17 protein-coding genes are annotated in these 14,665 nt (G+C 59.5%); 10 read left to right on the top strand and 7 right to left on the bottom strand.

Annotated features, from left to right (window positions below; all coding sequences use genetic code 11):
- Nucleotides 1–121 precede the first annotated feature (121 nt).
- The 7 genes from ACZ6ZO_RS00625 to ACZ6ZO_RS00595 are packed head-to-tail and all read left to right on the top strand — an operon-like array spanning nucleotide 122 to nucleotide 6,313.
- Entirely contained in the window at nucleotides 122–838 is a 717-nt protein-coding gene (locus ACZ6ZO_RS00625; RefSeq protein ID WP_182386175.1) for a helix-turn-helix transcriptional regulator, read from the top strand.
- Nucleotides 819–2,264 (top strand): Fe-S cluster assembly protein SufB, encoded by a 1,446-nt coding sequence (gene sufB, locus ACZ6ZO_RS00620; RefSeq protein ID WP_182386174.1) that lies wholly within the window; start codon nucleotides 819–821, stop codon nucleotides 2,262–2,264. Before ACZ6ZO_RS00625 ends, sufB begins: the two co-directional genes overlap by 20 nt.
- Nucleotides 2,264–3,436 (top strand): Fe-S cluster assembly protein SufD, encoded by a 1,173-nt coding sequence (sufD, locus tag ACZ6ZO_RS00615; RefSeq protein ID WP_465289815.1) that lies wholly within the window; start codon nucleotides 2,264–2,266, stop codon nucleotides 3,434–3,436. The genes sufB and sufD overlap by 1 nt, the downstream gene beginning before the upstream one ends.
- Nucleotides 3,437–3,455: 19 nt before the next feature.
- Nucleotides 3,456–4,211, top strand: coding sequence for a Fe-S cluster assembly ATPase SufC (sufC, locus tag ACZ6ZO_RS00610; RefSeq protein WP_182386172.1), 756 nt, complete (start codon nucleotides 3,456–3,458; stop codon nucleotides 4,209–4,211).
- Nucleotides 4,211–5,476, top strand: a complete 1,266-nt coding sequence (locus ACZ6ZO_RS00605; protein ID WP_465289813.1) for a cysteine desulfurase — start codon at nucleotides 4,211–4,213, stop codon at nucleotides 5,474–5,476. The genes sufC and ACZ6ZO_RS00605 overlap by 1 nt, the downstream gene beginning before the upstream one ends.
- On the top strand, nucleotides 5,477–5,929 hold the full coding sequence (sufU, locus tag ACZ6ZO_RS00600) for a Fe-S cluster assembly sulfur transfer protein SufU (RefSeq protein ID WP_208767459.1): 453 nt from the start codon (nucleotides 5,477–5,479) through the stop codon (nucleotides 5,927–5,929).
- The gene (locus ACZ6ZO_RS00595) at nucleotides 5,930–6,313 is read left to right on the top strand and encodes a metal-sulfur cluster assembly factor (protein WP_465289811.1); all 384 of its coding nucleotides are present in this window, start codon (nucleotides 5,930–5,932) and stop codon (nucleotides 6,311–6,313) included.
- Here ACZ6ZO_RS00595 and ACZ6ZO_RS00590 read toward each other — a convergent pair.
- Both ACZ6ZO_RS00590 and ACZ6ZO_RS00585 read right to left on the bottom strand, forming a co-directional pair.
- Entirely contained in the window at nucleotides 6,310–7,281 is a 972-nt protein-coding gene (locus ACZ6ZO_RS00590) for a lycopene cyclase family protein (protein WP_465289809.1), read from the bottom strand. The genes ACZ6ZO_RS00595 and ACZ6ZO_RS00590 overlap by 4 nt on opposite strands.
- Nucleotides 7,282–7,334: 53 nt before the next feature.
- The gene (locus ACZ6ZO_RS00585; RefSeq protein ID WP_465289807.1) at nucleotides 7,335–8,183 is read right to left on the bottom strand and encodes a hypothetical protein; all 849 of its coding nucleotides are present in this window, start codon (nucleotides 8,181–8,183) and stop codon (nucleotides 7,335–7,337) included.
- Nucleotides 8,184–8,632: 449 nt separating this feature from the next.
- Between ACZ6ZO_RS00585 and ACZ6ZO_RS00580 the strand changes: the two genes are divergently transcribed.
- Complete coding sequence (locus ACZ6ZO_RS00580; RefSeq protein WP_465289805.1) at nucleotides 8,633–10,261, top strand: ABC-F family ATP-binding cassette domain-containing protein; 1,629 nt, start codon at nucleotides 8,633–8,635, stop codon at nucleotides 10,259–10,261.
- A gap of 49 nt (nucleotides 10,262–10,310) precedes the next feature.
- On the opposite strand, the gene ACZ6ZO_RS00575 is transcribed toward ACZ6ZO_RS00580, so the two are convergent.
- The 3 genes from ACZ6ZO_RS00575 to ACZ6ZO_RS00565 form a co-directional block, all read right to left on the bottom strand.
- Nucleotides 10,311–10,670 (bottom strand): hypothetical protein, encoded by a 360-nt coding sequence (locus ACZ6ZO_RS00575; RefSeq protein ID WP_465289803.1) that lies wholly within the window; start codon nucleotides 10,668–10,670, stop codon nucleotides 10,311–10,313.
- Nucleotides 10,671–10,951: 281 nt separating this feature from the next.
- On the bottom strand, nucleotides 10,952–12,319 hold the full coding sequence (locus tag ACZ6ZO_RS00570) for a PFL family protein (RefSeq protein ID WP_182386164.1): 1,368 nt from the start codon (nucleotides 12,317–12,319) through the stop codon (nucleotides 10,952–10,954).
- 8 nt (nucleotides 12,320–12,327) lie between these two features.
- Nucleotides 12,328–12,597 carry an ACT domain-containing protein gene (locus ACZ6ZO_RS00565; protein WP_182386163.1) on the bottom strand — a complete coding sequence of 90 codons (270 nt, stop codon included), beginning with the start codon at nucleotides 12,595–12,597 and terminating at the stop codon, nucleotides 12,328–12,330.
- Between the two features lie 33 nt (nucleotides 12,598–12,630).
- Between ACZ6ZO_RS00565 and ACZ6ZO_RS00560 the strand changes: the two genes are divergently transcribed.
- On the top strand, nucleotides 12,631–12,855 hold the full coding sequence (locus ACZ6ZO_RS00560; RefSeq protein WP_182386162.1) for a PLDc N-terminal domain-containing protein: 225 nt from the start codon (nucleotides 12,631–12,633) through the stop codon (nucleotides 12,853–12,855).
- Here the strand turns inward: ACZ6ZO_RS00560 and ACZ6ZO_RS00555 are convergent.
- Entirely contained in the window at nucleotides 12,806–13,561 is a 756-nt protein-coding gene (locus tag ACZ6ZO_RS00555) for a glutamine amidotransferase (protein WP_465289802.1), read from the bottom strand. The two genes, ACZ6ZO_RS00560 and ACZ6ZO_RS00555, sit on opposite strands and share 50 nt — an antisense overlap.
- Before the next feature lie 24 nt (nucleotides 13,562–13,585).
- On the opposite strand from ACZ6ZO_RS00555, the gene ACZ6ZO_RS00550 reads away from it, so the two are divergent.
- Entirely contained in the window at nucleotides 13,586–14,077 is a 492-nt protein-coding gene (locus tag ACZ6ZO_RS00550; RefSeq protein WP_182386160.1) for a DUF1990 domain-containing protein, read from the top strand.
- Here ACZ6ZO_RS00550 and ACZ6ZO_RS00545 read toward each other — a convergent pair.
- Nucleotides 14,060–14,623: a TetR/AcrR family transcriptional regulator gene (locus ACZ6ZO_RS00545; RefSeq protein ID WP_182386159.1), complete on the bottom strand. Its 564-nt coding sequence runs from the start codon at nucleotides 14,621–14,623 to the stop codon at nucleotides 14,060–14,062. The two genes, ACZ6ZO_RS00550 and ACZ6ZO_RS00545, sit on opposite strands and share 18 nt — an antisense overlap.
- Nucleotides 14,624–14,665: the final 42 nt, after the last annotated feature.

Here is a 14,665-nt window from a genome sequence, read left to right as displayed (position 1 = left end):
TTCGGCGTGTCGCTGGTGTAGAGCTGGACAAAGCGCACGAATTACGGAACACTTATGTTGTCTAATAGCAATGTTGGACGTTAGCGCCAGTACAGTACACGAGCGGAGGTGACAACCTACGATGACGCATTCAGATAACGCCGATGGGCGCACCAGGAGCGAAATCATGGTCACGCTGCTGCGCAGCGGCCCGTGCAGCGCCTCGTTCCTCGGCCAGCACCTCGGAATTTCAGCCGCCGGAGTCCGCCGGCACCTGGACATTCTGGAAGCCGAGGGCCTCGCGGAAGTCGCTCCCGCTCGCAGCAGTGCACAGCGGGGCCGAGGCCGTCCGGCAAAGTCCTTCGTTCTCACAGATCGGGGACGAAGCCAGTTCGGTCACGACTACGACACTCTCGCAGCCTCGGCGCTCGAAGCACTCCGGGAGACCGGTGGGGAAGAAGCCGTCCGGGCCTTTGCCCGCAAACGCATCGAAAAGATCGTCGCCGGCATCACCCCCGCGGACGCATCGGAGGATTCCGTCAAACAAACCACCGAGCAGATCGTCGCTGCGTTCGCCAAAAGTGGCTACGCCGCGTCGACCAGCGAGGCCGGTGGCGGAGTGCAACTGTGCCAGCACCACTGCCCAATATCGCACGTGGCCTCGGAATTTCCTGAACTATGCGAGGCCGAACACCGCGCGATCGCGGAACTGCTCGGGCAGCACGTGCAGCCATTGGCGACCATTGTGGATGGCCACGGCATCTGTACTACTAACATTCCACTGACACCTATTAACAACTCACCTAAGGCACCACGTGTAACAAAGGAAGGAGCGGCTAATGACGCAGGCAACTCATGACCGCGACGTCAAACCCCAGCTCACTGACGAAGAGATCATCGATTCCATCGGTGCATACCAATTCGGCTGGCATGACCCAGACGTAGCCGGCGCTTCCGCCAAGCGCGGTCTGTCCCGCGAGGTCGTGGCAGACATTTCCCGCATGAAGAGCGAACCCGAATGGATGCTCGAACGCCGACTGAAGTCCCTGGACATCTTCGAAAAGAAGCCCATGCCAACCTGGGGTGCCGACCTTTCCGGCATCGACTTCGACAACATCAAATACTTCGTCCGCTCCACCGAACAGCAGGCCACCACCTGGGACGACCTGCCGGAAGACATCAAGAACACCTACGACAAACTGGGTATTCCAGAGGCCGAGAAGCAGCGCCTGGTCGCCGGTGTGGCCGCGCAGTACGAGTCCGAGGTGGTCTACCACCAGATCCGTCAAGACCTGGAAGAAAAGGGTGTCATCTTCGTCGACACCGACACCGCACTGCGCGAGCACGAGGAGCTGTTCAAGGAGTACTTCGGCACCGTCATCCCTGCCGGTGACAACAAGTTCTCCGCACTCAACACCGCCGTGTGGTCTGGTGGTTCCTTCATCTACGTGCCGAAGGGCGTCCACGTGGACATACCGTTGCAGGCTTACTTCCGTATCAACACGGAAAACATGGGCCAGTTCGAGCGCACCCTGATCATCGTGGACGAGGATGCTTACGTCCACTACGTGGAGGGCTGTACCGCGCCGATTTACAAGTCCGATTCCCTGCACTCCGCGGTGGTGGAGATCATCGTGAAGAAGGGTGGCCGCTGCCGCTACACCACCATCCAGAACTGGTCCAACAACGTCTACAACCTGGTGACCAAGCGCACCAAGTGTGAAGAGGGCGCCACTATGGAGTGGGTCGATGGCAACATCGGTTCCAAGGTAACCATGAAGTACCCGGCAGTGTGGATGACCGGACCATACGCTAAGGGTGAGGTGCTCTCCGTCGCTATGGCGGGCGAAGGCCAGTTCCAGGACACCGGCGCAAAGATGGTGCACATGGCGCCGTACACGTCCTCCAACATCGTGTCCAAGTCTGTCGCCCGCGGCGGTGGCCGCGCCGCTTACCGTGGCCTGGTGCAGGTCAACAAGGACGCCCACCACTCCACGTCGAACGTCGAATGTGATGCGTTGCTGGTGGACAATATCTCTCGTTCGGACACCTATCCTTACAACGACATCCGCAATGACCACGTCTCTCTCGGACATGAGGCGAAGGTGTCACAGGTGTCTGAGGACCAGCTGTTCTACCTGATGTCCCGTGGTATTGGCGAGGACGAGGCGATGGCGATGATCGTCCGTGGCTTCGTGGAGCCGATCGCCAAGGAGCTCCCAATGGAGTACGCGCTGGAGCTCAACCGCCTGATTGAACTGCAAATGGAAGGATCTGTGGGTTAATGACCGCCCCTGTGAAGAACGCTACTTACCACAACAACAAGGGCGACCTGTTTACCTCCTTCAACGTTGAGGATTTCGAGGTTCCCCACGGCCGTGACGAAGTGTGGCGCTTCGTACCACTGCGTCGCCTTCGGGGTCTGCACGACGGCAGCTTTACGACGGCCACCACCCCAGACATCCAGGTGACCGTACCGGACACCGCCACTGGGGTCACCGTCGAGACTGTTTCCAAGGATGATCCGCGGCTCGGCCAAGCTGGCGCACCGGTAGACCGCACCTCGGCTCAAGCATGGTCCGCAATGGCTGAAGCCACCATCGTCACCTTTGCCCAGGACAGCGTGAACTCCGACGCGGTGGAGATCACCGTCACCGGCCGGGGCGACGATGTCACCTCATTTGGCGCGATCACCATCATCGCCGAAAGTGGCGCGGAAGCGCTGGTGAACCTGCACTTCTTTGGTTCCGGAACCCACAGCGACAACCACGAGTTCATCGTTGGCGACAACGCTCGCCTGTCTGTGGTTGTTCACGAGGACTGGAACGATGACGCCGTCCACCTGGCGCACGAACGCGCAGCTCTCGGGCGCGATGCCACCTTCCGCCACGCCGCAGCCGTGTTCGGTGGATCCTTGGTCCGCCTGGTGCCACAGGTGAAGTTCACCGCTCCGGGTGGTGACGCAGAAATGCTCGGCGTGTACTTCGCCGATGACGGCCAGTTCTTCGAACAGCGCCTCCTCGTAGACCATGCACAGCCAAACTGCCGGTCAAACGTGCTCTACAAGGGCGCGCTTCAGGGCGACGCAAGCTCCGAACGCACCGAGGCCCGCACCGCCTGGGTGGGCGACGTGCTCATCCGTGCAAATGCACAAGGCACGGAAACCTACGAGGCAAACCGCAACCTGGTTCTCACTGAGGGTGCTCGTGCGGACGCTGTTCCGAACCTGGAAATCGAAACCGGCGAGATTGCCGGCGCTGGCCACGCAGCCACCGTCGGACGCTTCGACGACGAGCAGCTGTTCTACCTGCTCTCTCGCGGCATCAACGCCGAAGATGCCCGCCGCCTCATTGTGCGGGGCTTTTTCTCGGAAGTAATCAACCGTATTCCGGGGGCTACCACCCGCGAACTCCTTGAGTCCAAGATCACCGAAGAACTTGACGGCACCGAACTTTAAATAACGAAGGAAAACTACATTGAGCACTCTCGAAATCCGCAACCTCACCGCGCAAGTTCTCCCTACCGATGACTCTGGCGAGCCAAAGCAGATCCTTAACGGGGTGAACCTGACCATCAAGTCCGGCGAAACCCACGCGATTATGGGTCCGAACGGTTCCGGTAAGTCCACCTTGGCGTACACCCTCTCCGGGCACCCTCGCTACGAGGTCACCGGCGGTGAAGTCCTTCTCGATGGCGTAAACATCCTCGACCTTGAGGTAGACGAGCGCGCCCGCGCCGGCCTGTTCCTGGCTATGCAATACCCAGTTGAGGTTCCTGGCGTGTCCATGGCCAACTTCCTGCGCACCGCAGCAACCGCAGTGCGTGGCGAAGCCCCGAAGCTGCGTGACTGGGTGAAGGAAGTAAAGACGGCTCAGGAAGAGCTGTCTATTTCCAAAGAGTTCTCCGAGCGGAGCGTGAACGAGGGCTTCTCCGGTGGCGAGAAGAAGCGCCACGAGGTGCTGCAGCTGGGTCTGCTGAAGCCAAAGTTTGCTGTGCTGGACGAGACTGACTCCGGTCTGGACGTCGACGCGCTGCGCGTGGTCTCCGAAGGCATCAACCGTTACCAGGAGCGCGAAAACGGTGGCGTGCTGATGATCACCCACTACAAGCGCATTCTGAATTACGTCAAGCCTGACTACGTTCACGTGTTTGCCAACGGCCAGATCATCACCACTGGTGGCCCTGAGCTTGCTGATGAGCTCGAGGCAAACGGCTACGACCAGTACCTGTAATGGCTTGTCTCGTTCATTCCGACGGATCGCTCAATGTTGACGCGATCCGCTCGGAGTTTCCTATTCTCCACCGAAAGGTACGCGGTGATCAGCCACTGACGTACCTTGACTCCGGGGCCACCTCGCAACGGCCCGAGCGGGTGTGGCGAGTAGAAGAGCAGTTCGTGCTGCACACCAATGCCCCCGTGCACCGTGGCGCCTACTCTCTGGCAGAGGAGGCAACCGACGCCTACGAAGGTGCCCGAAACGCGATCGCCGCGTTTGTTGGTGCGCACCCGGATGAGCTGGAGTTCACCAAGAACGCCACCGAGGCCCTGAACCTGGTGGCCTATGTTCTAGGTGATGATCGCGCAGGCGAGCTGCAGGTCAAGGCGGGCGACACGGTTGTCGTCACGGAGTTGGAGCATCACGCGAACCTGGTGCCGTGGCAGGAGCTGTGCCGTCGGACCGGCGCCACGCTCAAGTGGTATGGCACCACGGACGACGGCCGGATTGACCTGGACTCTCTGGAGCTGGATGAGACGGTGAAGGTGGTTGCCTTCACCCACCAATCCAACGTGACCGGTGCGATCGCTGATGTGCCGGAGATGGTGCGTCGTGCCCAGGCTGTTGGGGCGGTCACGGTGTTGGATGCGTGCCAGTCGGTGCCACACATGCCAGTGAATTTCCGTGAGCTGGGCGTGGATTTCGCCGCGTTTTCCGGGCATAAGATGTGTGGTCCGTCCGGTGTCGGTGCGCTCTATGGGCGACTGGAGCTGCTGCAGCAGCTGCCGCCATTCCTCACCGGCGGCTCCATGATCGAGCTAGTGAAGATGGAAGGGTCCACCTACGCGCCGCCGCCGCAGCGCTTCGAGGCCGGCACGCAGATGACCTCTCAGGTGGTTGGCCTGGGCGCTGCCGTCGATTTCCTCAACGAGATCGGCATGGACAACATCGCCGCGCACGAGCATGACCTGGTGGAATACGCCCTGGAACAACTGCAGCGCATCCCTGGGCTCTCGTTGCTGGGCCCCGCGACAGCGGAGAATCGTGGCAGTGCGATCTCCTTCGCCGTGGCGGGCATCCACCCGCACGATTTGGGTCAGGTCCTCGACGACCAAGGCGTGTGCATCCGCGTAGGACACCATTGCGCGTGGCCGATTCACCGGGCGAAGTCGGTTCAGGCGTCGGCACGTGCCTCGTTCTACCTGTACAACACGCGTGAGGAAATTAACCGCCTCGTGGCTGCAATTAAGCACGCCCAAGAGTTCTTTGGAGTGGCATAGATGAAACTGGAACAGATGTACCAAGAGGTCATTCTCGACCACTACAAGAACCCGCAGCACGCCGGACTCCGGGAGCCGTACGAGGCCGAGGTTCATCACGTGAATACCTCCTGCGGCGATGAGCTGACGCTCCGCGTCCATTTGTCAGCCGACGGCACCACGGTGGAGGACATCTCCTACGAGGCAGAGGGCTGTTCTATCAGCCAGGCGTCGACGTCCGTGATGGCTGAGGAGATCGTCGGTCGTCCTGTGGCAGAGGCAATGGAGACCCTGGCAGCTTTTGAAGAGATGGTCACCTCTCGCGGCCAGGTTGAGGGCGACCCAGAGGTCATCGGTGACGGCGTCGCCTTTGCTGGCGTTGCGAAATATCCGGCCCGCGTGAAATGCGCCCTGCTGGGCTGGAAAGCGTTCCAGGCAGCGACCGCTGAAGCTTTGGAAGGAAAGAAAGACTAGATGTCGGAAGAGAACGTAACTGAGGAAAAGGATTCGGTACCACCAAAACCGGAGCAAACCGAGGCCGACCTGGCCAAGGCGTCCGATGTTGAAGAGTACATGCGCGACGTGATCGACCCCGAGCTGGGCATCAACGTCGTTGACCTGGGTTTGGTGTACGACATTTACATGGTCGACGGCACGCACGCCGTGGTGAACATGACGCTCACCTCACCGGCCTGCCCGCTCACCGATGTGATCGAAGAGCAGGCCGAGCAGGCCGTGGTCGGTTCCGGTACCGCCGAGAAACTGACGCTGAACTGGGTGTGGATGCCCGCGTGGGGGCCACACATGATCACCGAAGACGGTCGCGACCAGCTACGCGCCCTGGGCTTTTCGGTTTAAATCAGCGCCCGCAGGATCGCTGCTTTCGTAGACAGCGGCACGCGGGCGAACACCCAGGCCATCCCGGCAAGCGTGCCGGGCAGGTCACCCAACTTTAGAAAGCGGGGGTGAAACGGCGATAGCAGCAGCGCCTTCAGCAGGTGATGCACCTGCACCGGCTCAAGTTTGAGCAGGACGCGCTGTAGGCGGTGGGCGAGCGCCACGTCAGCGCGGAATGTCCGAGTGCGCCACGGAAGCTGCCCACCGCGCCACAGGGCGTCCAAGATGGCGTCCGCCAGGCTTATCGACGTCCCCAGGCTGAAGCCACTGATAGGATTAATAAACCCGGCCCTCGCACCATAGGGCAGAGCGGGACCATCATAGTGCTGCGGTCCCATCGGGATGAGCACTTTTTCTTCCCCCGTATTCTGCTGCTGAGGCAGTGTGCTTGCCAGTTGCTCCCACGGCCTCTCGGTGGCAGTGACCAGGAGGGTTTCCTCCACTAAGTGTCCGCGGGGAGTGGGGAAGCTGTACTGGAAAGTCTCGCCATGGAAGTCCATCCAGGTCACGGGGCCGCTGTCCAGGAACACACCGAATGCTTGTTGGTAGGGCGGTTGTGGCGTGGCGCCACGGGCGTCGATAAGCACCTGCGTCTGATATTCCACCCCGGCCACCCGCACCGAGTACGCCGAGGTGATCTCCGCGGACTCCTGCAGCACCTCGAAGTTCAGGAGACGCTCCCGCCACGAGTTATCAATGATCCCGTACTCCCGGTCCAGCTGGTAGCCCAGGCCGCCAAAGCGCACGCTGGGAAATCCGCGCCAAAACAGGGGAGCGTCGGCAAGTTCGTCCACCCAACCGCCATACGTGGCGGTCCACTGCGCGGCCGGATCGATGCCGAGCACTTTCAGTCCCCGCGCGGTAGCCCGATGCCCCAGGTAGGCGCCTGCCGGGCCGAGGCCAAGGATGATCATGTCGAAGGTGCTCATACCTCACACGCTATACCGGCCTACGGCGGATGTCACCAGGGGCGAAACCGTGGTTAGGAGCTCAGGCCACCGGAGAGGAGATCCTGCTTTGCTGCCGGCGTTTCGGCTGGCTCGTGCGGGGCGCGTGGCTCGGGGGAGCCGGGCATACTGTCAATCTGACGCGGCGCCGGCATATCCGGCTGAGTTGCCGTTGGACCATCGGCAGCCACGGTATCTTCCATTCCCGCACAGGCCAGTTTTGCTGCAACGCTGTCGCCGGTTTCCCCGGTAGCAACAATGTTGAACTGCAGTGGGTAGCTGACGGAGTAGTCCATCATGCGGGTGTCAAAGTTGAGCATCCCAGGACGGATGAAGAAGTGGGAGGTGCCTTTGCGCACCGCGTGAGACTTCACCACCACATCCGGCACTGATGCCACGAAGCTATCCGCCGTCTCCTGCAGCGCAAGATCACTGGTATCGATGGTGACGGCTTCCATGCCGTGAACCTCGGTGAGCGAGATTTTCGCCTTGGTTTGTTCAGTGAATTCAGCCGAGTCTACTTTCAAGGTCAGTGGAACGCTGATATCGAGTCGCAGATTGCTCAGCTCGGTCACTTGCAACTGGTTGGCACCGTTACGCAGCGACTTTGGAATGACGATGTCATCAATTCGGATCTGGTGCGAAGCGGAGTCACCAAGCTCCACCCAATCCGGTCCCCACGAGCGGGCCTGAACCGAGACCCCATTGTCACCGCGGTACACACCAGCTGCTGGGTGAGCATCATCCTTAGGTGTGGTGGTGAGGTAGCAGTGCATGGGCGCTATAGCAGTGCCGGGTGCGGTTTCAGCCGCACCTGCAAGTGTGCTGCTGCCGAACAAGACTCCTGCCAGAGCAGCGCAAGTAATCCGGGTAACGCGTACCATGTTCCGAGAAGATGCCGTCTTCACTTTTGCTCCAGTTTCTTAAGACAGATCGATCACGCCAGGTGCTGGCACGACCGTGCGAATGGCTGGCCTTGTGACCAACCTGACACAGCACGATAGCGGTTAAATTAAACAGCTTTCAATCGCAAAACTTCTTTATCTTCTTGGGAACTTTTCTAAGTAAATTCCTACCTCGAGGGCATAAAAAGAGCCGATATAACCGGTAAAAGCACCTATTTACCAGGTGTTTTCCGAAAGAAGTTGCACTAACATCGCAGTCCACTGCTGAGCTAGCTATCACAGCGAGACTCCACCGAAAGTTTCCGCCCGCCGGGTACAGTCATCTGGGGGACAGCAAGAGTTCCCAGCACAGCTATTTTCTGATGCAACACATAGCTGAGCCCCGCTGACGACTAAGGACAATGGGCACCCGGCTATACTGTCCTGCTGTGATTGTCACCGAAGATTTCGAAGTGCACGTCGGCGCCCGCACCCTCCTCAACGCCCCTGGCCAACACCTCCGTGTCCAACCGGGGGACCGCATCGGCCTCGTTGGCCGCAACGGTGCCGGCAAAACCACAACCATGCGCATCCTCGCAGGCGAGAGCGAACCGTACGGTGGCAAAGTGATCCGCTCCGGTGAAATTGGCTATCTGCCACAGGACTCCCGCGAAGGAAACATCGAGCAAACCGCCCGCGACCGGGTGCTCTCAGCCCGGGGCCTCGACCGGATTAAGGTGTCAATGGAACGCCAGCAGGAAATCATCGAAAGCGGTACCGACGCGGAACGCAACCGCGCCGTAAACAAGTACTCCCGCCTGGAAGAGCAGTACTATTCGCTCGGGGGCTACGAAGCCGACTCCGAGGCCGCCCGCATTTGCGACGCCCTCGGCTTGCCCGCACGAATCTTGGACCAGCCGCTGAAAACGCTCTCCGGCGGTCAGCGTCGGCGCATAGAACTCGCTCAGATCCTGTTCGCAGCCACAGCCGGTTCCGGCCGCTCGAAGGTCACGCTGCTTCTCGACGAACCAACCAACCATCTCGACGCCGACTCCATTACCTGGCTGCGTGAGTTCCTGAAAAAGCACGAGGGCGGCCTCATCATGATCTCTCACGACGTCAAACTGCTGGAAGCCGTCTGCAACAAGATTTGGTTCCTCGACGCCGTCCGAGGGGAAGCTGATGTGTACAACATGGGCTGGAAGAAATACCTGGACGCCCGCGCCACCGATGAACAGCGCCGCCGACGCGAACGCGCCAATGCAGAAAAGAAGGCTGCGGCGCTCAAGCAGCAGGCCGCCAAGCTCGGCGCCAAGGCCACGAAGGCCGCCGCGGCGAAGCAGATGCTGGCGCGTGCGGAAAAGATGGTGGCCGCCACGGACGAACTGCGCGTCGCGGATCGGGTAGCGCACATTCAGTTCCCGGAACCGGCGCCATGTGGCAAAACCCCTTTGAACGCCAAGGGACTTACCAAGATGTACGGATCCTTGGAAGTCTTTGCCGGGGTGAACCTCGCAATTGACAAGGGCTCGCGTGTGGTCGTGCTCGGCTTCAATGGTGCAGGTAAGACCACCCTGCTCAAGTTACTCGCCGGAGTGGAACGTACCGACGGCGAAGGCGGCATCGTCACTGGCCACGGCCTCAAGATCGGCTACTTCGCCCAGGAACACGACACCATCGACCCTTCCAAAAGCGTTTGGCAAAATACCATCGAAGCCTGCCCGGATGCAGGGGAGCAGGACCTGCGGTCCCTGCTGGGCGCCTTTATGTTCAGCGGCGAACAGCTCGACCAGCCAGCAGGAACCTTGTCAGGTGGTGAGAAGACCCGCCTCGCGCTTGCGTCGCTGGTGTCCTCCCGCGCCAACGTTCTGCTTCTCGACGAGCCGACCAACAACCTCGACCCACAATCCCGAGAACAAGTGCTCGATGCCCTGCGCACGTACACCGGCGCCGTCGTCCTCGTCACTCACGACCCCGGCGCCGTCAAGGCTTTGGAGCCGGAGCGCGTGATTGTCTTGCCTGATGGCACCGAGGATCTGTGGTCGGAGGACTATATGGAGCTGGTGGAGCTAGCTTAGGGGTGTCGAATTTGGGGTTCTGATTGGTGATGGCGGGGGTAGCTTTTGGCTAGATCGAGCCAGTATTTCGACGGCTGCACACAGCTTTATCAGCTACGAAAACCGCATAGCCACAAACGGCGACGAGACAAATCACGGGGATGTTGAGCGCTAATATCGGGTTAACATGAATTAGTTCGAGAATAACGGCGATTATGTTTGTTACCACCTGAAGAAAAACATTCAACTTAACCACAGGTTTCGCTGCAGAATGCCCGGTTTTCCACTGATCAATACCCGCGGTGGTAGCAGACGTTCGCAACCCCGGATTCCCAGGCAGCGACTCTCCATTTGCTGCCTTATTCGTGATGTGCAGCAGGTAAAACGCCATCACGATTAATGAAATATGCACCAAAATGAGCACTTCCATATGAAATCCTTTTTCTCCAAAAACCAATTACCAAGGAATCTTCTTTTTCACTGCTGGATGAATAATATTGAGCTAGCCTAGCAGCTGATTGTAGTGTTTTTTGGAGAATAGAATTGTGGGGGGGGGAGGGCTAGTTCTAACCATTCCACCTGCACAGATTGCTTTCCATACGGGGGTACTTTGTTTCGAAAGTTAACATTGGCCACACCGCAGTAAATACCCAAACAGTGTGGCCTAGAACATGAAGCCGGCGACAAGCCTAGCTAGTTACATCAGAACCGCTAGTTCCTAAACCCATGCACCGGCGCCGGAATGAATCCGCCACGGGCGATAAAGGAAGAGTTGCCCACCTTGTTGACCGGGATCACCGGTGCATAGCCGAGCAGACCACCGAAGTTGACTTCGTCGCCAGGTTCGGTGCCCGGAACTGGGATGACGCGGACTGCGGTGGTCTTATGGTTCATGATGCCGATGGCGGCCTCGTCCGCGATCATGCCGGCAATGAGCTCGGCGGAGGTGTCGCCTGGGATGGCGACCATGTCGAGGCCGACGGAGCAGATAGCGGTCATCGCTTCGAGCTTGTCGATAGAGATCGAACCAGCGCGTACAGCGTCAATCATGCCCTTGTCCTCGGAGACCGGGATGAAGGAACCGGACAAGCCACCGACGCGAGAGCAGGCCATCATGCCACCCTTCTTTACGGCGTCGTTAAGCAGCGCGAGCGCAGCGGTGGTGCCATGCGTGCCAACCTGATCCAGCCCCATCGCCTCCAGGATGTTCGCCACAGAGTCGCCAATTTCGGCGGTCGGTGCCAGCGAGAGGTCGACGATGCCGAACGGGACGCCTAGGCGCTCGCTCGCCATGTTGCCGACCAACTGACCGGCACGGGTGATCTTAAACGCCGCCTTCTTAATCTCTTCTGCGATCGCGTTGAGGGAGGCGTCGTGAGGCATGCGCTCCAGCGCGCGGGCCACCACGCCAGGACCGGACACGCCGACGGACACGACGCAGTCCGGCTCTTCGATGCCGTGGAAGGCACCCGCCATGAACGGGTTGTCACCCACGGAATTAGCGAAGACCACCAGCTTGGCGCAGGCGATGGCGCTGCGATCCTTGGTCAACGTCGCGGCGTCCTTGATCACCTGCCCCATCTGGGCGACTGCATCCATATTCAGGCCCGCCCGGGAGGTGCCCACGTTCACGGAGGAGCACACGGCCTCGGTGATGGTGAGGGCCTCCGGGATAGATTCGATCAGACGGCGATCGCCGGAGGACATCCCCTTTTCCACCAGTGCAGAATAACCGCCGACGAAGTTCACGCCGGTTTCCTTCGCCGCGCGATCCAGTGCCTGGGCCAGCTCAACCGGGTTGCCCTGAACAGAAGCGGCCAGCAAGGCAATCGGGGTGACCGAGATGCGCCGGTTCACAATCGGGATACCCAGCTCACGTTCGATGCCCTCGCACGTGCTGACCAGGTCCTTAGCCTGAGTGGTGAGACGATCATAAACAGCATCACAGGTTTCCGCCATGGACCCGCGGACACAGTCGAGGAGGCTAATGCCCATTGTCACGGTACGAATGTCCAGGCGGTATTCCTGGATCATCTCGATGGTGTCCCAAATGGCTTGGCTTCGCTGCGCAAAACTCATGACAGCCCCTAAATCTCGTTGGTGGCGGTAAACAGCGCTTCGGATTGGACCCGAATAGCGAGGTTTTCCTTCTCACCCACAGCAGACATCCGGTCCTGCACGGTAACGATGTCGAGTTTCGACTCATCGAAAGCAACGTGCAGGATCATGGTGAAGTAGCCTTCCATAATCGTTTGGGAGACGTTCTGGATGTTGACGTCCAGGGCAGCCAGTTCGGTGGCGACTGCTGCGATGATGCCCGAGTGGTCAGGGCCGGTAACAGAGATAATTGCGTACATGACTCTCACTTTAGCGCGACTAAGATTGTCCTCATGAGCAGAAACGACAAACTACAGTGGTCTGATCTCGATCCTTCGGCTAAAGGCTGGATTATCGGGCTCGGAGCCTACGAAATCCTCGAAAAACTCATCGTCTGGCACTTCATCTACCACACTCCCCGCAGCAAGACCCGGGGCTCAAAGTGGCTGTGGTTCGGGCTGAGTTTTATTAACTTCTTTGGGCCGCTGGCATACGCAGTGTGGGGTCGGAAAAAATAGTGGCGTAGGACACGAAGTTTCGCATGATCTGTCGCACCGGCGCAACGTCCACCGAAGAAATATGCGCGACGATCTCGTCGTATTCTTCCGGCGCGAAATACCCATTGTGGAGGTATTCCTGCATCCGGGTGGCTAGCCCTTGTGCATCCAGCTCCGGGTGGAATTGGGTCGCCCAGGTGGTGTCGTTGATCCGGAACATCTGCACGGGGCACGTTGGCCCCGTTGCCAGCAACGTTGCCCCGGTTACCAGCTCTTCCACGCTTTCCGCATGACCGGTCAGCGCATTAAAACGTGATGGCACGCCCTGCAGGAGCGGATCCATTGTTCCTTCCTGGGTGAGCTCAACCACCGACGATCCAGCGGTCTCGGAGTAACGGTCGCCAACAACGCCGCCACGGAAGTGGGTGAGGAGGCTGGATCCGAAGCACGCGTAGAACGCTGGAATGTCGGCATCGACCATCGTGAGGGCTTCCTGCTGCACCCACAGCTGCTCAGCCGTGGGCTGAGCGTCGGTGACATTGAAAGGGCTGCCGCCTAGGAACACCCCGGCGTACTGGCTCACATCACCGATGCGAGCGGTTTCTGAATCCAGGACAACTTGGTCCAGTTCAGTCGGCCGCAAACCGGAACTTACCAGGAAATCGCGATATTCCGCAGCAAGAACCTCTGCACCATGGCGGATGGACACCAACAAAAACTTAGACATACCACTTAGTCTAGTATGGTTGCTATGGCTCCTGTCACATATCCGCAGAAATACATCGGAATTTCTCGAAACCTCTCCACCCATCAGGGTCTATTAGAGGCTGCGGGTTGGCACTGCTTCCGTATCAGGAGCCGCATTGGTACAGGAAAAGCCGCTTTCGAAACGGCGTGCGGGCGCCTCATGGCGTGGGAGATGCAACGCCACGCAGGGCTGAGGCCGCTTATCGACGACCACACCGTCACCCTCCATCTCGGCCCCATCAAACATCGCTGTTTTATAGTCCACGCCGAGCAAACGGCCGAATCTGCGTGCGCTTCCTATGGCACCATGCCGGGCCACTGGGAAAGTGGGGAAGAGTCCTTCCGCGTCTGGATGGAAGCAGATGCCGTGTGGGCAGAATGCGCAGCCTTTTCCCGGCCACAGTCCTGGGTCACCAAAATAGGTGGCCCAGTGGCGCGCCTAGGACAGCGGATCATGGCCCGCCGCTACTTAGGCGCGCTAGTCACGTCGGACTGAAGCCTCCACTAAGTCCAGCACTGGGCTGAACTGGGCTGTTTCTGCGCCAGAGGCTAATTTCGCTGTGAGACCATCGAACATCGTCTCCAGGAACAGGTACAGCACTTCCGGGTCCACGTCGGTTCGCATCGTTCCCGCGTCGGCGTTAGCTTTCAAGCGTCGGCGGACGGCGTCGTCAAGCACGGCTTGCTGTTGCTGCCAGCGATCACGGAACGCGGCGTCGGTACGCAGAAGGCGAGTGATCTCCAAGCGGGTGGAGAGCCATTCGAAGCGGTCCGGGTCTGCGAGCATATCCCGCATTACCTGCACCAAGCCTTCCTCCGCTACGGTCTCAGCCATCTGGAGCGCATCCTGGCGGCCGATTTCGAGGAATAAGGTTTCCTTATCCGCAAAGTGGTGGAAGATCGCGCCGCGGGATTTCCCCGTCGCTTCCTCCAGCAACCGGACAGTGGCTCCTTCGTAGCCATGCTCGGCAAAACATTTGCGGGCCCCCACGAGGATCTCACGGCGCCGCTCATTGAGGTCCGCGTCACTCACTCTAGGCATGGGTTCTCCTTGTAGAGGTGTGAAAGACAACTGGGGCTGACC

The sequence above is a fragment of the Corynebacterium sp. NPDC104732 genome (assembly GCF_055583565.1).
Note: the sequence above shows the minus strand (reverse complement) of the source record. Positions and strands in the feature narration are given on the sequence as shown.